Raw genomic sequence first — 21,355 nt, forward strand, 5'->3', positions numbered from 1 at the left:
AATCTTACATTTTTTCTATTAATATTCTACTCTTAATGGCGTCGAATTCAATATCTATACCATTTTTTAATTCATCTACAAAAACCAAATCTTTGGTTAATGTTTCACTCATAATGTAGCCTTTATTATCTGAGATAGATTGTTGTAAGTTTTGATAGTTTAAGACTGTAAGTTTAATTCTATCTGTTACTTCCAAACCAGAGTCTTTACGTGCGTTTTGAATTCTATTTACCAATTCTCTAGCAATTCCTTCCTTACGTAAATCTTCAGTTATTGTAACATCTAAAGCTACCGTTAACAAGCCTTCATTGGCAACTAACCAACCTTCGATATCTTTCGATGATATTTCTACATCTGCGCGTTCTAAAATAATATTTTTTCCATTAATTTCAATAGAAATTTCACCTTCTTTTTCTATTTTGTTAATATCTTCTTGTGTAAATTTCTGAACCTCACCAGCCACAAAACGCATCTCTTTTCCAAATTTAGGGCCTAAAGCTTTAAAGTTAGGTTTAATTTGCTTAATTAAAATATCTGAAGCATCCTCTAAAATTTGAATTTCTTTAATGTTTACTTCGTGTTTAATTAAGTTTGACACCGCTAAAATCTCTTCTTTTTGTTGTTCACTATCAACAGGAATCATAATTTTTTGCAGAGGTTGACGTACTTTTATTTTTTCTTTTGCTCTAAGTGATAAAACTAAAGAAGAAATAATCTGAGCATTTTCCATTTTTCGCTCTAAACTCTTATCAACTAAACTTTCATTAAAAACAGGGAATTCAGCTAAATGTATACTTTCTGAAGATTCTTTACTAGTAACAGAGTTTAAATCTTGATATAATCTGTCCATAAAAAATGGCGCAATTGGTGATGCTAACTTAGCAATAGTTAACATACAAGTATACAATGTTTGATATGCAGAAATTTTGTCTGTTTGATAATCTCCTTTCCAAAAACGTCTTCTACTTAAACGCACATACCAATTGCTTAAATATTCTTGTGTAAAATCTGATATAGCTCTTGCTGCTCTAGTTGGTTCGTAATCTGCATAGAATTTATCAACTTTATTGATTAAAGTGTGTAATTCTGATAAAATCCATCTGTCTAGTTCTGGTCTTTCTTCTAAAGGTATATCAGCTTCATCATAAGAAAAACCATCGATATTTGTGTACAAAGAGAAGAAAGAATAGGTATTGTAGAGTGTACCAAAAAACTTACGTTTTACTTCTTCAATTCCTTCTAAATCGAACTTTAAATTGTCCCAAGGATTTGCATTTGATATCATATACCAACGAGTTGCATCTGCGCCGTATTTCCCAAGAGTTTCAAAAGGATCTACTGCATTTCCAAGACGTTTAGACATTTTCTGTCCGTTTTTATCTAGTACCAATCCGTTAGATACTACATTTTTATAAGCAACAGAGTCAAAAACCATAGTAGAGATTGCATGCAACGTATAAAACCAGCCTCTTGTTTGATCTACTCCTTCTGCGATAAAATCTGCAGGATATGAGGTATTTCCATCTATTTTTTCTCTGTTTTCAAAAGGATAATGCCACTGGGCATAAGGCATAGAACCAGAATCGAACCAAACATCAATTAAGTCAGATTCTCGTTTCATAGGTTTTCCTGATGCTGAAACTAAAGTAATTTCATCAACAATATTTTTATGCAAATCTATTTTTGCATAGTTTTCGTCAGCATTATTTCCAACTTCAAAATCAGCAAAAATATCAGCTTTCAAAACACCAGCTTTAACGGCTTTTGCCATTTCTTCCTTTAATTCTGACACAGAGCCAATGCAAATTTGTTCTTTACCATCTTCTGTTCTCCAAATTGGTAATGGAATCCCCCAGTAACGAGATCTCGATAAATTCCAATCATTTGCATTTGCCAACCAATTTCCAAAACGACCAGTTCCTGTAGATTCTGGTTTCCAATTAATGGTTTTGTTCAACTCGTGCATTCTATCTTTTACATCTGTTACCTTGATGAACCAAGAATCTAAAGGATAATATAAAATTGGTTTATCGGTTCTCCAACAATTTGGATAACTGTGCTTGTATTTTTCGACTTTAAAAGCCTTATTTTCTATTTTTAGTTTAATGGCAATTTCTACGTCTACAGATTTTTCTGGTACTTCACCATCAGCATAATATTCATTCTTAACATATTTACCTGCAAAATCAGTTACTTCTGGTCTAAACCTACCTTGTAAATCTACTAACGGAACTAAATTATCGTTCTCATCTTTTACCAATAATGGAGGAATTTCTGGAATTGCTTGTTTCGCAACCAAAGCATCATCTGCTCCAAAAGTTGGTGCTGTATGTACAATTCCAGTTCCGTCTTCTGTGGTTACAAAATCTCCTGCAATTACTCTAAAAGCATCTTTCGGATTATCATTTGGCAAAACATAATCTAATAATTGCTCATATTTTATACCAACTAAATCTGCACCTTTACATTCATCACAAATAAAATATGGAATTTTTTTATCATCTCTAGAATAGTTTTTTAAAACTTCTAAATCTTCTGTTACAGCATACTTTCCAGAGAATTGTTTCCCGATTAAATTTTTAGCCAAAATGACATGAACAGGTTCAAAAGTATACTGATTGTAAGTTGCAACCACTGCATAGTCAATCTTTGGCCCAACAGTTAATGCAGTATTACTTGGCAATGTCCAAGGTGTAGTTGTCCAAGCAATAAAGTTTAGGTTATCGTATTTCTTTAAAAATTCTGGTAATGAATTTGCTATCACTTTAAATTGAGCAACTATTGTAGTATCCGTAACATCTTGATAGGTTCCTGGTTGATTTAATTCGTGAGAACTTAAACCTGTACCTGCTTTTGGCGAATAAGGTTGAATTGTATAGCCTTTATAAATTAACTCTTTGTTATAAATCTGTTTTAATAACCACCAAACAGACTCCATATATTTTGGTTCATAGGTAATATATGGATCATCCATATCTACCCAATAACCCATTTTTTGAGTTAAATCGTTCCAAATATCTGTGTAACGCATTACCGCTTTTCTACAAGCTGCATTGTATTCTTCAACAGAAATTTTAACTCCGATATCTTCTTTTGTAATTCCTAATTCTTTCTCAACACCCAATTCTATTGGCAAACCATGAGTGTCCCAACCAGCTTTTCGCTTTACTTGGTATCCTTTCATAGTTTTATAACGCGGAAAAATATCTTTAATAGCCCTTGCCAAAACATGGTGTACACCTGGTAAACCATTTGCAGATGGTGGCCCTTCGAAAAACACAAAAGGTTTAGCACCTTCTCTTGAAGTTACACTCTTTTCGAAGATGTCATTTTCTTGCCAATAATTAAGAATTTCTTCTGCTACTTTTGGTAAGTCAAGTCCTTTATATTCAGGAAATTTCGCTTTCATTATCTCACTTTTCTTATAAGATTGCGAAATTAAGAATTTTAAACGAAAAGAGTTTTAAAATTTTTCGTTTTTAAAGAAATATATAAGCTTTACATAACTGTATTGTAAAGCTCTAAACAACACGTTATTATATTTAAAGTTAAAAAGGCTATCAATCATATCATCAATAGAGAAATTTTTATGGAAAAAACGTATTCTATTTTCTATTTGAACGTCTGAATATTTGCTGTACATTCTTGCTGCAGAATACTCACTTAATTTCCATTTTTTTGACTTTTGTTTTAGCCAAACTTTTCGATATTCTTTGAAGTTATCTTTACCAGTTTCTAGATAACCTTGTATATATATTGCTGCTAAAGATCCACTTTGCATAGCATATCTTATCCCTTCTCCTCCTCTTGGATTTATGGCAGAAATAGCATCACCAACACCAACAACTTTATCTTTATAAAATATATCTTTTAACCCTTTGCTATATCTAATAATACCTCCATGTTTATCTACAATCTTATAATCTTTAGCTTGCAAATATTCAGAGATTATTTTTTCTGTAATGCTTCTTGTGGTTTTATCTGTTTTATCTTGATCTAATGATTTTAAATGTGTTTTACCTGCACCAACTTTTAGTATTCTATTTTCCATAGGAAAAATCCAAGAATAACCTTTTATTGCCCATTTATGTCCCAGAAAAAAAAGAAGTTTATCTTTATATTTATCATATATTTCTTGTGACACTTCAATCTCATATTCTGTCCCACTACCTAAAATCATTTCTGGTTGTTGTTCATTAGCATCAAACATTACCTTTCTTAAGGGACCAGTTGCATCAACTACAATTTTTGATTTTACTTTCTTTAATTCTTTATTTGATGAATTTTGTAAAGTTATTTCTACATGATTATCAATTAGTTTTTTGCTAAGGTATTTATAACCCATTAAAACTGTACCTCCGTTTTTTAGAGTTTCTTCAGCTAAAAACTCTCGTAATTTTTGGAAATTTAAAACAACGCCTTTTTTAACTTCACCTTTCCAAATATGAATGTCTTTGGTGCATTGTATCACAAGATCTTTCCAATAAGCACCAACTACAGATTCTGGTAGCTGAAATTCCTCTAAAGGAGCTAAAGTCATACCTGCACTAGAAAAATTATTCAATTTAAAAGAAACGTACTTTTCTACTAGAAGTACTTTAATCCCTTTTTTAGATAATACTCTTGCAGTTTGTCCACCTGCAGGACCACCACCAATTACAACAACATCATATACATTCTCTTTCATAAAACTAGAGCTTCAAATAATTACATTCCTCTTTCATTTTTAATTTTTTCATAAGCATCTTGTATACTCTGAAATTTTGCTTTGGCACCTTTTAAATGCTCTTCCCCTAAATCTCTTAATTTATCGGGATGGTATTTTTTAACCATTTTTCTGTAAGCTCTTTTTACTTCATCATCAGAAACCGTTTTTTCAATTTCTAAAATTTTATAAGCATTTCCAGAAGCATCATAAAACATGGCTTTTATTGATTCAAAATCATTTTGATTGATATATAAATAACCAGCAATTTTTTTTATTTCTTCGACTTCTGCCTCAACTACAAACTCATCTGCTTTAGCAATGCCAAATAGAAAATGAATTAATTGTAAACGAGAAGCATGAGACATATTCTCTCTTATTTGAATACATACCTGACGCGCAGAAATTTGTTTCTTTACAATACCTTTAAAAAGTTTAAAAGCATTATTAGCTCTTTGTTTTCCGTACATACTGAGAAATTGAGACCGAACAAAATCTAACTCACGCTGATCTACTTTACCATCAGATTTTATTACTATTGATGCTAAAACCAACAAACTCATTTCGAAATCTCCAGACTGTGTATTTACAGTATCTTTTCTATTTCTTGGTTTTTTTTTTCTCTTATAATCTATTTGTTCTTGTTTAAATTCGTCTTCAGAAAAACCATCCAGAAAACTACCAATTGCAAAACCAATTGCAGCACCAATTGGACCTCCAAAAGTAAATCCTAAACCTGCTCCCAACCATTTGGTGAAATTTCCCATACTTTTTTTAATTTTTTTCAAATATACATAATAGGTAGCTTTTTTAAGATGATTGTTACATATCAATAAAATTGATATATGCATTGAAAGAAGTATGCAGACAAACTTGAATTCTGTGTGATTTGTATTTATATTTGCATTATTAAATCATTTAGAAATTATGTATCCAGAAGAATTAGTAAAACCTATGCGTGATGAGTTAATTAACGCTGGTTTTGAAGCATTATATACCGGCGAAGATGTAGAAAAAGCAATGGCTAAAAAAGGAACAACTTTAGTAGTAGTAAACTCTGTTTGTGGTTGTGCTGCAGGAACTGCTAGACCAGGAGCTATCGCTTCTTTAGGCGCTGATAAAACTCCAGATAATTTAACTACTGTTTTTGCAGGTGTAGAAAAAGAATCTACTCAAAAAGCTAGAGAGTATATGATTCCTTTTCCTCCTTCTTCGCCAGCTATGGCTTTGTTTAAAGACGGTAATTTAGTACACATGTTAGAACGTCATCATATAGAGGGAAGATCAGCACAAATGATTGCTCAAAACTTGGCGCAAGCTTACGAAGAGTATTGTTAATCTTTTTTGAAATAAGACTAAATCCACGTTAGTAAACGTGGATTTATTATTTTTATAAAAACAAAAAAATGCCATCACAGTTTTCTACATTTACAACAGAAGAACTTTTAAAAAAATTGAAAAAACAAAAAACAATGATTCTTATTCAGGCAATTGTTGTTATTTTAATGATTATCCTAGCTGTTTTTTCTACTATTGAAAAAGGAATTTCCTTTCAAACGTTTTTGCCTCTTTTTTTTGCTCCAATGCTTTTTGTTATGCAATTTGAAGCGAAGAAAATTAAAAAAGAACTAACTTCTAGAAAGTAAAATGAATCAAGAAAAGATCATTGATAATACTATCAGTTTTGTTAAAAATGAGCTAGAAAATGCTGAAGGAGGACATGATTGGTTTCATATTGAGCGTGTTTTTAAAAACTCATTATTAATCTCTAAAAAAGAAAATGTTGATGTTTTTGTAGTTTCTTTAGCTGCTTTATTGCACGATATTGCAGATCCAAAATTTTATAATGGTAATGAAACTATTGGTCCTAAACTAGCAGGAGAATTTTTAAAAAGGCAAAATGTTGATAGTAGTATCATCAATCATGTTATCAATATTATTAAACATATTTCCTACAAAAATTCTTTAGATAAAAATGCAACAAAATTTACCTCAAAAGAATTAGAAGTTGTTCAAGATGCAGACAGAATAGATGCCATTGGTGCTATTGGTATTGCACGTTGTTTTAATTATGGTGGATTTAAAAATAGAGTTTTATACAACCCAGAGATTGCACCAAATTTACAAATGACTAAAGAAGAATATAAAAAATCTACTGCTCCAACGATTAATCATTTTTATGAAAAATTATTACTTCTAAAAGACAAAATGAATACAAAAACTGGAAAGAAAATCGCCTCTGAAAGACATATTTATATGAAAGGATTTCTTAATCAATTCTATGACGAATGGAATGGAATTAAATAATTAATTCTCTTTTGCAACTTCTAAAGCTGTAATTTTATTTTCTAAAACAGCCAATTCTTCACCACACTCAATAATTTTTTCAACAGACAGATTATTACTTTTATTAACAAAAACTAGTAATTCGTTACTTTTAAAGGTGTAATATTCTATTGCTTTATCAATTTTATCTTCCATGATTTTATTGTTGAATTAAATCTCTCATTTCTCCTCTATATTTAGAAGCAGATTTACCTGTTATTTCTTTAAATAATTTATTAAAATGAGAAAAATTATTAAATCCACATTCAAAACAGATATCTGTAATACTTGTTTGACTTTCTGCTAACAATTTAGTCGCATGAACAACACGATACTCATTTACCAATTTTGTAAAAGTTTTACCTGTTGTTTTTTTAAAAAAACGACAAAAAGCAGGTACTGTCATACTTACTAAATCTGCAATTTCATCTAAACTGATATGCTCATTAAAGTTTTCATTAATATGTTTAAAAATAATATCTATTTTGCTACTATCTTGTTTTTGAGTTTCTAAGGCAAAACCATCAGCATTTAATAAAGTGTAATCATCTGATTTAGAAAGTGTGTGTAAAATTTCTAATAAAATTAAAATTTGTTTAAAGCCCTTTTTCTCAGAGATTTTTTCAATTTTCGGGCCTAACTTTTGCTTCGTTTTTACTCCAAAAAGTATTCCTTTTTTTGCTTTTTCAAATAAATTACTAATAGGTTTCATTTCTGTTACCTCAAAAAAATCATCTCCTAAAAAACCTGGTTTAAATTGTATTAAGGTTTCTGACCCGTTAGTAGTTAATCTATCTGTAAACCCATTGTGGGGTAGATTAGATCCAATTAATAACAACTGGCTATTATTAAAATACGACAAATGATTACCAATGTGCCTTTTACCTTTCCCCTTATTTACATATACTAATTCGATTTCTGGATGAAAATGCCAAAAAGCTTTTATTTCTTTTAAAAACTCAGTATGCTTTTTTACCAAAATAGAGCTTCCAAAATCTGGACTAATTTTTTCTAACGTTGGTTTAACATTTTTCATAATTTTAATTTATATCAAATTTACAACACTATATTCTAAATATATGTATACAATTACCAAAAATATGTACCATATTAATCACAAGTGCTTTTTACTCTATGATTAATGCTAATTTAGCATATAAAGATGCCAATTTTGTTGTTTTTAAACATTCTTATCAGCCATATATTTGTAGTATACTTTTTGTATCATAAGATATAGGTAAAAAATTTAGTTAATTGTTTCATCAAAGTACTACTGCAATTTTGATGATGGAAGCGAGTCTTTTAAGACTCGCTTTTTTTATTTAAACTTTTATTAAAATTTAATATGCGTGCATAGTATATATATTTACCATTATTATATACTATTTTAACCATGTACAATACTAACAGACGTATTACTTATTAAAATAACACATAAAGTAGCCAATTTTGTTGTTTTTAGAACTTGACTTCCTATATAACTTTGCAGCGTTATTAATCATTAAATGAGAAAAAAATGAAAACAACTATCAAAAAAACCCTATTAGTAGCATTAATGTTTGGAACATTATTAGGCTATGCGAAAGAGACCACTGAACCTACAAATATTGTAGAGAGTAAAAGAGTTAAAGTTGAATTTAATGCCGTTAAAAAAGGTCAGACTATAACTATTAAAGATGAAAATGGAATAACTATTTATAAAAATGAAATTCAAAAAAATGGTACCTATTCTAAGATATTTGACCTATCTGCTTTAAAAAACGGAAACTACACTGCAGAGTTAAACAAGGATTTTGAAATTTTAATTAAATCTTTTAGTATAAAGAATAATGTAGTTACTTTTTTAGGTAATACACCTAAAGTTTTTAAGCCTGTGGTAAGAACAGAAGATAATATGCTTTTAGTATCTAAAATTGCTTTTAACAATCAATCTTTAAAAGTAGTTTTATATTATGAAGATGATGTTATTTTTACTGAAACTCTAAATGGAGGAAGTGTTCTAAATAGAGTATATAAATTATCTGAAAACTACTCAGGAAAATACAAGGTAATAATATACACAGACAATAGAATCTATGTAAATGATTTTAAAATTTAAAAAATTATTTCATCAAAAAAATTAATGTTTAAGCGAACCTTTTTAGGTTCGCTTTTTTTATTTAAAATTAGGTTTCCTTTTTTCTAAAAAAGCTGATGTCCCTTCTTTAAAATCTTCTGTACCAAAACATTCACCAAACTCTTCTATTTCAATATCAAAGCCGTTAACCCCATCTTTATAATTAGCGTTAATAGCCCTAATTGCTGCACTTATGGCAATAGAAGAATTTCTTTTTATTCTACTTGCTAATTTTTTTGCCAATGGTAATAATTCTTGTTGATTTGTAACATGATTAACTAATCCATATTCTTTAGCTTCATCCGCAGAAATCATTCCAGCTGTCATGATTATTTCCATTGCTTTGCCTTTTCCTATTAATTGAGGCAAACGTTGTGTACCTCCATAGCCAGGTATAACTCCTAAAGAAACTTCAGGCAACCCCATTTTAGCATTGTCTGATGCAATTCTAAAATGACAACTCATCGCTAATTCTAATCCACCTCCTAAAGCAAAACCATTTATCGCTGCTATTACTGGGGTTGATAAATTTTCTATGAAATCAAACAAAATTTCTTGCCCTAGTCTAGCTAAATTGCCTCCTTCAGCGACAGAAAAATGTGCAAATTCAGAAATGTCTGCTCCAGCAACAAAAGCTTTTTCTTCACTACCTGTTAAAATAATTGTTTTAATATTTTTATTATTCTCTAAAGCTTCAAATGCAGCATGCAACTCTCCTATAGTTTCTTTATTTAAAGCATTTAATTTTTTAGGCCTGTTAATAATTATGGTTGCTAAACCATTTTCTGAAGACACTAATATATTTTGAAAATTCATTTTTATTGTTTTTTAAGTTTTAGGTATAATTACTGTAAAAACGGTTCCAAATCCTTCTTTAGAAGTAAATGAAATTGTTCCTTCATATGCTTCAATAATATTCTTTATCATAGGCAATCCTAATCCCATACCACTGGATTTTGTGGTAAATTTAGGCTCAAAGATCAAATCTTTTACATCCTCAGAAATTCCTTTTCCATTATCAGAAACAATAATTTTTATGTTCTTTTTTTCTGATAAAACTTTTACTTCAACTAATGGATTTTCTTCTTTCTCTGAAGCTTGAATAGCATTTTTAACCAAGTTTGTTACTATTCTAATTAACTGTGTTTTGTCTAAATTTGCATATAATTCATTTTCTTTTGGTTGATATTTTATAAATTTTTCATTAAAAATATCTAAAGCTAATTTTACAACACTAATAATTTCTATTTTTTCTCTTTTTTGAGTTGGCATTTTAGCAAAATCCGAAAATGCAGAAGCTATAGAACTCATTACATCTATTTGCTGAATTAATGTTTTGCTATATTCTGCTAATTTTTCTTTTACATTTTTATCTTCAGGATTAAACTTACGCTCAAAACTTTGAACTGTTAATCGCATTGGGGTTAATGGGTTTTTAATTTCGTGTGCTACCTGTTTAGCCATTTCTCTCCAAGCTTGTTCACGCTCACTTTTTGCCAACTTTACTGCGCTTTCTTCCAACTGATCAATCATATTATTATACGCATTTACCAACACTTCAATCTCTGAACTAGCTTGATCCAGAATAATCTTTTCGTTACGTTCATTTAAACGTGTTTGACGCATTTTCTCTGAAATATTCTTGATAGAACGTGTTATGTAACTTGATAAAAAATAGGCAAAAGCAATAGCGATTAAGAACATTAAAATGTAAACTAAACTCAATCTTTTAATAAACTCTTCTAATTCTTCTTCTATTTCGGAATTGTCTTGTGTAAATTGTAATTCTAAAATACCTATTCTTTTAAACTTTGGATCGTTTATGTAAGAATATGAAGATTGATAACTTAAACCCTCTTCTTCTCTCATTTTTAAAATTTTATGATTTGAATTTTGAGCCAAGTCATTTAATGTATTGTACTCTAAAGGTTTTATATTGTTGTCTTCGAAGGCATTTGTTTTAGATGAAATCAGTAAATTTCCATGTAAATCGAAAATGGTAATATTTATTTTATTTATTGAAGAAACTTCATAAATACGTTCCTGAAAGATTTTTGATAGATTTTTGGTATTTACGGGGTAAGTGGTTTTATTCTTTAACTCTAATTCTATGGTTTCTTTTGCTATGGCTTCTTTTCTTTCAAAACGCTGAATATTATAGTCTTTTGTTTGTTCATCATATTGATACACTGTAACTACCAAGATTAAAATTGATGCCAACAACACCAATAAAATCATGGATAAAAAAATTCGTATCCTTAGTGAAATATTTTTAAATCGAAACAAATTAATTTATTTTAATGCTTTTAGTTTTCATGGTTAATGTATCGTCAGAATCTCCATCTTCATCCCAATCATATTTGCTCACACCAATAAAACCTTCTGCTGTTTTTGTAATATGATAACTTGCTTTTACATCTTTTCCGTTATAAAAAAAATCAACAAAAAGAGAGTCACCAACTACATTCCATTTTCCTTTAGATGGCGAAACATGTTTTCCTTCTTGATTAACAAACCAAGCAGAAAAAGTACCATCTTTGTTGTATTTTGATTGCGCTACCAGCTCTGGATTACCCTCAAATTTGTCTTCATAAACCTCTAAAGAATCTGTTCTGTTAATCGTTGGCATTTCTATTTTTAAATAAGTAGTTTGCCAAGTATTAACCAAATATTCTTTTAAAGAGTTTTCTTGTCTGCAAGCAACAAAAAGCATTCCGAAAGCAATTAAAACATAAAATTTATTAGGTTTCATTCTTTTTATTTTTAATGAGAACGACAAGATACTTAAATAAAAAAGTCATTACAAATTAGTAACGACTTTTAGATATTTTTATGGTGTCTTTTAACTAATCAATTTTTACTTTAATTGAATTATAATCATCTGATCTTATGCCTATTAAACCAGATACTGTCTCACCTTTTTTAATTGTGACCCCATTGATATTATATTCTAATAAATCTTTTTCAAATTTAGTGTTAGCAGAACCAGCTGCAATCATATTACCTCCTGCTAAACCAGGGCCAATAACGAGACCTATAGGTGTAGAACTCGTTTGTCTTGTAAAACCGTTTTGGGTTTGATTTGTATACAAATTCATAGGTGTTAATAGTAAATACCATAAATAAGAAGCAGAACTTTGTTTTAATAATGCAAAGACCTTTTCATTCTCCATAACATAAATAGTACTTTTATCATCATAAGTAAGCTTAATGTCTTTTCCAAAAACTAAATCTCTTTGACTATTGTTTTTAATTTTCACAGCAATAAGCCTAATCCCTTTTACAAGTTCTTTCTTTTTATATTTTTTTTCTAAAATCTCATATTTATACTCCAATACAACACCCTTATCTGTTGAGGTTGAGATATAATTTAAATTATTGAGATTAATAGCTCTATAACCAGAAGCACAACTTGAAAAAAGTAATAGTAACCCTAGGATATTAATATATTTTAGTAATTTCATTTTTATATATTTATAATTAGTTAACCTACTATATTTACAATTTTACCTGGAACAATAATTACTTTTTTAGGAGTTTTACCCTGTAACTGCGCTTGTGTTTTTTCGTGAGCCATAACAGTTTGTTCAATTTCTTCTTTACTCATATCTAAAGGTAATTCTAACGTAAAACGCATTTTACCGTTAAAAGAAATTGGATAATTCTTAGCACTCTCTACCAAATGTTTTGCTTCGAATCTTGGGAAATCTACTGTTGAAATAGATTCGTTATAACCCAACTGACTCCATAATTCTTCAGCAATATGTGGTGCATAAGGCGAAATCAGCACCAATAAAGGTTCTAAAATTTCACGTTTATTACACTTTTGTGCTGTTAACTCATTTACTGCAATCATAAAAGTAGATACTGAAGTATTAAAAGAGAAATTCTCAATATCTTCTTCTACTTTTTTGATGGTTTTATGTAAAGTTTTTAACTCTTCTTTTGTTGGTGTTGCATCAGAAATAGACAACTTTTCGCCATTATAGAATAATTTCCATAGTTTCTTTAAGAAAGAATATACTCCAGAAATACCTGAAGTTTTCCATGGTTTAGCTTGCTCTAAGGGACCTAGAAACATCTCGAATAAACGCAACGAATCTGCTCCATATTCTTCACAAATATCATCTGGATTTACCACATTATATTTTGATTTAGACATTTTTTCTACTTCTCTAGAAACTTTGAAAGTATTGTCAGTTTCAGTGATAAATTCAGCGCTTTTATAATCTTGATTTAAAGGATGATTTTTAAACCCTTCAATATTTAACTCATCAGAAGCATTAACTAAAGAAACATCTGCGTGAATCGCATTTTTAGTAATCATTACTAAATCCTCAAAATTAGGATTTAATAATTTTTTGTCTAACAAGTAATTTTTAACAACGTTTTCAAACTCATCATCAGAACTAAATAGATTTTTAGAAACAAAAAGAGTTGGTATATTTTCAATTACATCGTCATTAGATTTATCAATAGCACAACCGTTTTTTACAAATACAGTTGTTTTATAAACAAAAGCACTGGTTCCTAAAATCATTCCTTGGTTAATTAGTTTTTTTGCAAACTCATCTACAGGAACAATACCTTTGTCAAACAAGAATTTTTGCCAAAAACGCGCATACAATAAATGTCCTGTTGCATGCTCAGAACCACCAATGTATAAGTCTACGTTTTGCCAATACTGTAAAGACTTTTTACTTGCAAATTCTTGTGTGTTACCAGCATCCATATATCTGTTAAAATACCATGAACTTCCTGCCCACCCTGGCATTGTATTAAGTTCAAGTGGAAAAACGGTTTCATTATCAATTAACTGATTACTGACAACCGTTGATTGATTAACATCCCAAGCCCAAACTTCTGCATTTCCTAAAGGTGGTTTTCCATCTTCAGTCGGTAAGTATTTTTCTACTTCAGGCAACACAATTGGTAAATGTTTTGCGTCAATCATTTGTGGCATTCCATCTTTGTAATACACTGGAAATGGTTCACCCCAATAACGTTGTCTGCTAAAAACAGCATCACGCAACCTGTAATTTATTTTTCCATAACCAAAACCACGTTTTTCCATTTCGTAAATGGATAATTTTAGTGCTTTTTGATACTTTAATCCTGATAAAAAGTCGGAATTTGCAATGACTGTTCCTTCTTTATCAGAATGTGCAGCTTCAGAAATGTCTACACCTTCAAAAATATTAGGAATTGGAATATTGAAATATTTTGCAAAATCATAATCACGCTGATCTCCACAAGGAACCGCCATTACAGCACCAGTACCATAACCTGCTAACACATAATCTCCAATCCATATTTGAACCTTTTCGCCCGAAAAAGGATGAATTGCATACGCACCAGTAAACACTCCAGAAATGGTTTTAACATCAGACATTCTATCTCTTTCAGATCGTTTAGAAGTAGCTTCTATATAGGCTTCAACATCTGCTCTTTGAGCTTCTGTTGTAATTTTAGAAACTAATTCATGCTCAGGAGCTAATGTCATAAAACTTACTCCAAAAATTGTATCAGGACGTGTTGTAAAAACATCGATTTTAAATGGATTTTTATCAGAATGGTTATTCTTAATTTCATCAGTCATTAAAACATCAAAAGAAACCATTGCTCCTTGACTTCTACCAATCCAATTGGTTTGTGAATCTTTAAGTGGTTGAGGCCAATCAATTTTTTCTAAACCATCTAACAAACGTTGCGCATAAGCTGAAATTCGCATAGACCATTGTGTCATTTTTTTACGAACTACTGGATGTCCTCCACGTTCTGAAACTCCGTTTACAATTTCATCATTAGCTAAAACGGTTCCTAAAGCAGGACACCAGTTAACTTCTGTATCAGACAAAAATGTTAAACGATATTGTAATAGTATTTCTTGTTGTTTTGTTGTTGAAAAACTGTTCCATTCATCTGCAGAAAAAGAAATGATATCTTCATCACAAACAGCATTTACTGTTGCATTCCCTTCTTTTTCGAATACAGAAATCAAAGTTTCAATATCTTCAGATTTATCAGCATCTTTATTATACCAAGAATTGAACAATTGAATAAAGATCCATTGTGTATATTTATAATACTCTGGATTTGAAGTTCTTACTTCTCTGCTCCAATCAAAAGAAAAACCTATTTGATCTAATTGTCTTCTGTAGGTTTTAATATTTTCTTCTGTTGTTTTTGCAGGATGTTGTCCTGTTTGAATAGCATATTGTTCTGCAGGCAAGCCAAAAGAATCATAACCTTGAGGATGCAATACATTAAAGCCTTTATGACGTTTGTAACGTGCGTAAATATCAGATGCAATATACCCTAAAGGGTGCCCAACATGTAAACCCGCTCCAGAAGGATAAGGAAACATATCTAACACATAATACTTGGGTTTTTCAGAAGTATTTGAGGCTTTAAAAGTTTGGTTATTTGCCCAAAACTCTTGCCACTTTTTTTCTATCTCTTGGTGATTGTACTGCATCATTTTTCTTTTAGAAGCTGCAAATTTACGGTTATTCTACAAAAGAGTAAAGTAAATAATTGGCTGATTGTAGCAAGTAAAACAATAAACTAAAATACAAGTAATCAAAGTTTTCCCATATTAAAAGACTATCTTTGAAAGACTTCCCTACTCAAAAACAACTAACTATGATTTTTTTCTACGCTTTACGTTTACGTAAATTGGATGTATACATTTTGCTTTTTTCTTTCTTAATTTTTGCCTTTAACAGTAACGCTACAAATGATAAAAACATAGGAATAGCTACTCCTACAACGTCAACTGCAGATGCAAATACTATCTCTCAAAATTCAGTTACTTTAGGCGGTACTGTTTTAGCTGATGGTGGTAATACAGTTACAGAAAGGGGTATTGTTTATGCAATTACAAGTAATAATGCAACACCTTCTATTGGTGATAATAAAACCATTAAAGATACAAACGGTAATGGTATTGGTGTTTTTTCAGAGAGTATAACTGGTTTAAAAGCAAATACACAATATTCTTATAGAGCTTATGCTATAAATGTTGATGGTACAAGTTATGGTTCTGTAAAAACGTTTACAACTACAAATACAATTCCTGCATTTACTTCTACACCAATCACAACTGCTGGACAACAAACTTTATATAATTACACTGTTGAATACAAAGATGCAGATGTAGACCCTCTTACCATAACTGCTCCAACCAAACCAAGTTGGTTAACTTTATCAGATGAAAAATTAGTGTCTACAATAGCAGGTTCTGGAACGGCAGGTAGTGATGAGGGCTCGGGAGTAGCTGCAAGTTTTAATGACCCTTCTCAAATGGCTATTGATCCTGCTGGCAATATTTATGTAGCTGATTATAATAACCATAAAATACGTAAAATAACTCCTGAAGGAGTTGTATCTACTTTTGCAGGTACTGGGTCTGCTGGAGCTACTGATGGTATTGGAACAGCTGCAAGTTTTAGTTTACCCAGAGGAATCGTTATTGATTCTTATGGAAATTTTTATGTAGCATCTTTAGGTGGCAATACCATTCGCAAAATAACTCCAAACGGAACTGTATCTACTTTTGCGGGTTCAGGGACTTATGGAAGTGCAGATGGAAATGGAACCGCTGCAAGTTTTAGCTCTCCTTTTAACTTAACAATTGATACTTCTGGAAACTTATATGTTACCGATTTTGGTTCTCATAATATTAGAAAAATTACACCTAATGGAGATGTAACTACTATTGCAGGTACTGGGTCTGCTGGGGCAGTAAATGCGAATGGTACTTCCGCAAGTTTTAATCAACCTGGTGGTATTGCTGTTGATGCATCAGGCAATATTTATGTTGCTGAAATCGGGAATCATAACATTCGGAAAATTGCCTCAAATGGAGACGTAACCACTTTTGCTGGTACAGGAACGGCAGGTTTTGCTGATGGAAATGGTACATCTGCAAGTTTTGCTGCACCAAGTGGAATCACAATTGATGCTAATGGGAACTTATATATAGCTGAATTTTTACATAAAGTAAGAAAAATTACACCAAGTGGAGATGTAACTACCTTAACGGGTAATGTTGTTGCTGGTTCTGTTGATGGTATCATTTCACAAGCAACTTTTAATACTCCTCTTGGAATCATAATAGATAGATCAGAAAATCTTTATGTAGCTACTACCGGAGATGATAAAATTAGAAAAATAACTTCTGTAAAAAAACTGAGTGGAACTCCTACAGGACAAACTGGAAATCATCCTGTTGTCATAAATGCTAATGATGGAAATGGGGGCTCTGTAAATCAAAGTTTTTCTATTGCCATTCAATTACCACCAACAGTTACTACAAATGATGCTGCAACCATAACTGCATCTACTGTGGTTTTTGGGGGAGATGTAACTGATGCAGGAGATGCAAGTGTTACAGAAAGAGGAATCGTTTATTCGGTAACAAGTTTAAATGCAAATCCACAAATAGATGGTGTTGCTGTTTTTAAAGATGATAATGGTAGCGGAACATCAACATTTACAGAAACTATATCCAATTTATTCTCAAATACCCAATATTCTTTTGCAGCTTATGCATCAAATTCAAACGGTACAAGCTATGGTACGATAAAAACTTTTACAACTATAAATACCTCACCCACAATTACCTCTTCAGCTATTACAACATTAAATCACGGCATCAACTATTGTTATTCGATAACTTCTAACGATAATGATGGTGACCCTGTTACTATTACTGCTACAACCAAACCAAGTTGGTTAAGTGTAACTGATGAAGTTCTTGTTTCTACTTTAGCCGGTACTTTTGTGTCTGGTAATGCAGATGGAAATGGCGCTGATGCTAGTTTTAATCAACCTTTTGGTATAGCCACAGACAATTATGGAAATGTTTTTATTGCCGACACTAACAATCATAAAATTCGTAAAATTACTCCAAATGGTGATGTAACTACCTTTGCAGGAACGGGAACCTCCGGTAGTACAGATGCAAATGGAACATCCGCTAGCTTTAATAGCCCAAGAGGGCTTGAAGTAGATGCTATTGGTAACATATATATTGCTGATTCAGGTAATAATAAAATTCGGAAAATTACACCGAATGGAGATGTAACTACTTATGCAGGTTCTGGGGCTGCTGTAAGTACAGATGGAAATGGTACTGCCGCTAGTTTTGCATTTCCGTCTGATTTAGCTATAGATATAAACGGAAACATTTTTGTAACAGATGTTACATTTCATAAAATTAGAAAGATTTCACCAAATGGAGATGTAACTACTTTTGCAGGTTCAGGTACTGCCGGTAGCGCAAATGGAACTGGAACTGCAGCAAGTTTCAATCAACCTTTTGGGGTAGCAATAGATGCCAGCTCTAATGTTTTTATAGCAGAATATGGAAATCATAACATTAGAAAAATTACTTCTGCAGGTGTAGTCTCTACTTTTGCTGGAACAGGTAGTACTGGTAATATCGATGCAAATGGTACTTCCGCTAGTTTTAATCAACCTACAGGTTTAACCATAGATAAATTAGGTAATATCTACGTTGCAGATGTAAGCAATCGGAAAATACGAAAAATAACTCCTAGTAGAGATGTTACCACATTTGCTGGTGATGGAGTACAAGGAAACACAGATGGTATAGCTAGTGAGGCGCGTTTTGCAGTAGTAACTGATATTTCTTTAAATAGATCCGGTATCTATTATGTAATAGATTTATCTGGTATAGTTCGTAAAATTAATATTACTCAAAAAATTTCTGGAGATGGTTCTGGACAAACTGGTAGTTATCCTATAGTTCTTCAAGCTAGTGATGGCTCTGACACTGGTACACAAAGCTATACAATTACTTACAGTATTAACAATTTTACAGCCACCAGTGGAAACTGGTCTACACCTGGTAATTGGAGTCAAGGAAGAATACCAAATACCAATGAAAATGTAGAAGTTTTATCTGGAAAAACCAGTGTTATGGATATAGCTGATTTAGTTGTTGGAGATTTTACAAATACAGGTACAACTACTATAGAAAAAACAAAAGCGATTACCGTGAATGGTAAAGTAACAAATACAGGTACATTAACCATAAATTCTAATGGTTCTGATAGTGGAGTACTTATAGCAAATGGAGCTTCTTCTGGAAATATTATTTACAAAAGAGGTGGTTTGTTAGATCAAAAATGGAGTTTGGTTTCACCGCCTGTAATTGGTCAAAAAATAAGAGCTCTCGCAGGTAATTCTAATAACTTAATAAGAATAAATTTCACTCCTCCATCTTATGAAAAGTACGCAATTGCTGCTTACAATGACGCTAATGCCGCCAACGCTAAATGGGAATATTATGATTCAAATACCGATGTAAATCTCACTTTTGATATGGGTAAAGGTTATTCTATGTCTAGACATAATGACGGTGACCTAACTTTTACTGGAACGCTACAAGTAGATAATTTATACAACTCTGTGTTGGCGGATAAATGGAATGCTGTTGGAAACCCATTCTCTGCTTACATTCCTTTAAACAAAAATAATAACAATAGTTATCTTTTCGATAATTTAGGTAGATTGGCTATAAATGCTGCATACGTTTGGGACAATACACAATCAAAATATGTAGCAGTTACACAATTAGTTACTTCAGATGAGAAATTTATAGCTCCAGGTCAAGGCTTTTTTGTAAAAACAATAGCTGATTTACCTGATTTGTATTTTAATAAAAGTAGAAAAAGCAAGAAACCCTCTTCTGGAACACATATTTTTAACAGAAATTCAGAGTCCATACCTTTTATAAAATTATTTGTTGAAAAAGAAAATATTAAAATCAATACAGATATTATCTATTCTGCAACAGCAACAAAAGGCTTTGACACCAATGAAGACATAGAAAACTTTTCTACAGCTAATTTTGATGTAAATACACATTTACTAAAGGATAGTAATGGTAAAGATTATACAATTCAATCTATTCCTCAAAATAATTATGAAAACTTAATAGTCCCTATAAGTTTATCTGCAAAAGCGAATGAAGTAGTAAAGTTCAGTGCAAATCCTAATAATTTACCAAGCGGTTTAATGGTTTTCTTAGAAGATAAAAACACTAACACATTTCATAACCTTGATAATAATAATTCTTTTTCAGTAACTCTAAATGAGGATAGCAATGGAATTGGACGTTTTTATTTACATACAAACTCACAATCTCTTTCAATTGATAAAGAAAACTTTTTAAACAACATTTCTATTTATCAATTAAACGAAAACACTATTAAAATAGAAGGCTTAACAAGTCAAGAAACAATTTTTAAGCTATATGATATTTTAGGAAAGGAAGTTTTAAGAACTAATTTTAATTCAAATACTAATGAAGTTTCAATAAATAGCTTAAAAAAGGGAATCTATTTTGCTGAAATCACAACAGATAAAGGCAAAACGAACAAAAAGATTTTATTAAAGTAAATAAAAAAAACCGCAATTAAAATTGCGGTTTTTTTATAATTTCTTTAGACTTATCCTTTAACAGCTACTGAAACAATAGTTTTTCCCCATCCCATGTACATGGTTGCATTATTTCCTTCACCTTCAAAAACAATCGAAAATGCTTCTATAGTATTATCTGATTTCGAAACTTTACCAGAAACTCTAACTACATCCATATCTTTCTTATAGAAATAAGAACCCCATACATTTTTGTGATTGCTTATAATTATTGTCCAATCTCCAACAGTTGGAATTGCAAATAAAGTATAGGTTCCGGCTTTAACTTCTTTTCCGCCAAAAGTAACATCTTTATAAAAAGTAATTTCTGCAGCTTCGTTTGCACCCGTTCTCCAAACTTTATCTTTTGGAGCCAATTTATCTAAAGACCTTCCTTTTAATTGTGGTCTGCTATAAATAACTTTTACCAATTTATCTGCTTCTCTCCAATTATTAGGGTGTGTAGCCGCATCCATAGGACTAACATCCATTTTAGGAAATTTTTGAGCAAAATTTTCTGTTGATGAGATTAATGCAATTGTAAAAATCGCCAAAGTTAAAATTGATTTTTTCATTTTTATAATATTAAAATGTGATTTAAAAATATGTCTCCAAAAATAGAAAACCTTACTGCTCTAAGATACTAATTTTGTGTTAAAGAATTAACGACAACCACAATCTGAATTGCAGTTCTTATGATTTTTTGATGGGAAAATGTATTTTTTTATCAAAAATAAAACTGCAACAGCAACTAAAGT

General features: G+C 30.9%; 16 protein-coding genes. 5 read left to right on the forward strand and 11 right to left on the reverse strand.

Annotation, left to right across the window (positions count from 1 at the left end):
• Window positions 1-4: 4 nt before the first annotated feature.
• The 3 genes from ileS to DIS07_RS04510 are packed head-to-tail and all read right to left on the reverse strand — an operon-like array spanning window position 5 to window position 5,472.
• A complete protein-coding gene (gene ileS, locus DIS07_RS04500) occupies window positions 5-3,409 on the reverse strand; it encodes an isoleucine--tRNA ligase (protein ID WP_109404044.1) in 3,405 nt (1,134 codons plus the stop codon).
• Between the two features lie 54 nt (window positions 3,410-3,463).
• Window positions 3,464-4,687, reverse strand: a complete 1,224-nt coding sequence (locus tag DIS07_RS04505) for an FAD-dependent monooxygenase (RefSeq protein WP_109404045.1) — start codon at window positions 4,685-4,687, stop codon at window positions 3,464-3,466.
• Window positions 4,688-4,707: 20 nt separating this feature from the next.
• On the reverse strand, window positions 4,708-5,472 hold the full coding sequence (locus DIS07_RS04510; RefSeq protein WP_109404046.1) for a TerB family tellurite resistance protein: 765 nt from the start codon (window positions 5,470-5,472) through the stop codon (window positions 4,708-4,710).
• Between the two features lie 160 nt (window positions 5,473-5,632).
• On the opposite strand from DIS07_RS04510, the gene DIS07_RS04515 reads away from it, so the two are divergent.
• The 3 genes from DIS07_RS04515 (at window position 5,633) to DIS07_RS04525 (ending at window position 7,012) form a co-directional block, all read left to right on the forward strand.
• On the forward strand, window positions 5,633-6,043 hold the full coding sequence (locus DIS07_RS04515) for a BrxA/BrxB family bacilliredoxin (RefSeq protein WP_109404047.1): 411 nt from the start codon (window positions 5,633-5,635) through the stop codon (window positions 6,041-6,043).
• A gap of 68 nt (window positions 6,044-6,111) precedes the next feature.
• Entirely contained in the window at window positions 6,112-6,351 is a 240-nt protein-coding gene (locus DIS07_RS04520; RefSeq protein ID WP_109404048.1) for a hypothetical protein, read from the forward strand.
• Window position 6,352: 1 nt separating this feature from the next.
• Entirely contained in the window at window positions 6,353-7,012 is a 660-nt protein-coding gene (locus DIS07_RS04525; protein WP_109404049.1) for an HD domain-containing protein, read from the forward strand.
• Here the strand turns inward: DIS07_RS04525 and DIS07_RS15045 are convergent, their stop codons facing one another.
• Window positions 7,013-7,186, reverse strand: coding sequence for a hypothetical protein (locus DIS07_RS15045; RefSeq protein ID WP_181374533.1), 174 nt, complete (start codon window positions 7,184-7,186; stop codon window positions 7,013-7,015).
• Between the two features lie 4 nt (window positions 7,187-7,190).
• Window positions 7,191-8,066 (reverse strand): AraC family transcriptional regulator, encoded by an 876-nt coding sequence (locus DIS07_RS04530; protein ID WP_109404050.1) that lies wholly within the window; start codon window positions 8,064-8,066, stop codon window positions 7,191-7,193.
• 480 nt (window positions 8,067-8,546) lie between these two features.
• Here DIS07_RS04530 and DIS07_RS04535 point away from each other — a divergent pair, with 480 nt between their 5' ends.
• Window positions 8,547-9,128: a DUF3244 domain-containing protein gene (locus DIS07_RS04535; RefSeq protein WP_109404051.1), complete on the forward strand. Its 582-nt coding sequence runs from the start codon at window positions 8,547-8,549 to the stop codon at window positions 9,126-9,128.
• A 57-nt stretch (window positions 9,129-9,185) separates the two neighbouring features.
• On the opposite strand, the gene DIS07_RS04540 is transcribed toward DIS07_RS04535, so the two are convergent.
• The 5 genes from DIS07_RS04540 to DIS07_RS04560 all read right to left on the reverse strand — a co-directional run bounded on the left by DIS07_RS04540 (window position 9,186) and on the right by DIS07_RS04560 (window position 15,624).
• Window positions 9,186-9,962 carry an enoyl-CoA hydratase/isomerase family protein gene (locus DIS07_RS04540; protein WP_109404052.1) on the reverse strand — a complete coding sequence of 259 codons (777 nt, stop codon included), beginning with the start codon at window positions 9,960-9,962 and terminating at the stop codon, window positions 9,186-9,188.
• A 12-nt stretch (window positions 9,963-9,974) separates the two neighbouring features.
• Window positions 9,975-11,384 (reverse strand): sensor histidine kinase, encoded by a 1,410-nt coding sequence (locus DIS07_RS04545; protein ID WP_109404053.1) that lies wholly within the window; start codon window positions 11,382-11,384, stop codon window positions 9,975-9,977.
• A gap of 49 nt (window positions 11,385-11,433) precedes the next feature.
• Complete coding sequence (locus DIS07_RS04550; RefSeq protein WP_146190709.1) at window positions 11,434-11,898, reverse strand: hypothetical protein; 465 nt, start codon at window positions 11,896-11,898, stop codon at window positions 11,434-11,436.
• 94 nt (window positions 11,899-11,992) lie between these two features.
• A complete protein-coding gene (locus DIS07_RS04555) occupies window positions 11,993-12,610 on the reverse strand; it encodes a hypothetical protein (RefSeq protein WP_109404055.1) in 618 nt (205 codons plus the stop codon).
• Window positions 12,611-12,630: 20 nt separating this feature from the next.
• On the reverse strand, window positions 12,631-15,624 hold the full coding sequence (locus DIS07_RS04560; protein WP_109404546.1) for a leucine--tRNA ligase: 2,994 nt from the start codon (window positions 15,622-15,624) through the stop codon (window positions 12,631-12,633).
• A 167-nt stretch (window positions 15,625-15,791) separates the two neighbouring features.
• Between DIS07_RS04560 and DIS07_RS04565 the strand changes: the two genes are divergently transcribed.
• On the forward strand, window positions 15,792-20,579 hold the full coding sequence (locus DIS07_RS04565; protein ID WP_109404056.1) for a T9SS type A sorting domain-containing protein: 4,788 nt from the start codon (window positions 15,792-15,794) through the stop codon (window positions 20,577-20,579).
• A gap of 50 nt (window positions 20,580-20,629) precedes the next feature.
• Here DIS07_RS04565 and DIS07_RS04570 read toward each other — a convergent pair whose 3' ends face one another.
• Window positions 20,630-21,172: a DUF2911 domain-containing protein gene (locus DIS07_RS04570; RefSeq protein ID WP_109404057.1), complete on the reverse strand. Its 543-nt coding sequence runs from the start codon at window positions 21,170-21,172 to the stop codon at window positions 20,630-20,632.
• Window positions 21,173-21,355: the final 183 nt, after the last annotated feature.

The organism is Polaribacter aquimarinus, assembly GCF_003129485.1.
In the GTDB taxonomy this organism is placed as follows: domain Bacteria; phylum Bacteroidota; class Bacteroidia; order Flavobacteriales; family Flavobacteriaceae; genus Polaribacter; species Polaribacter aquimarinus.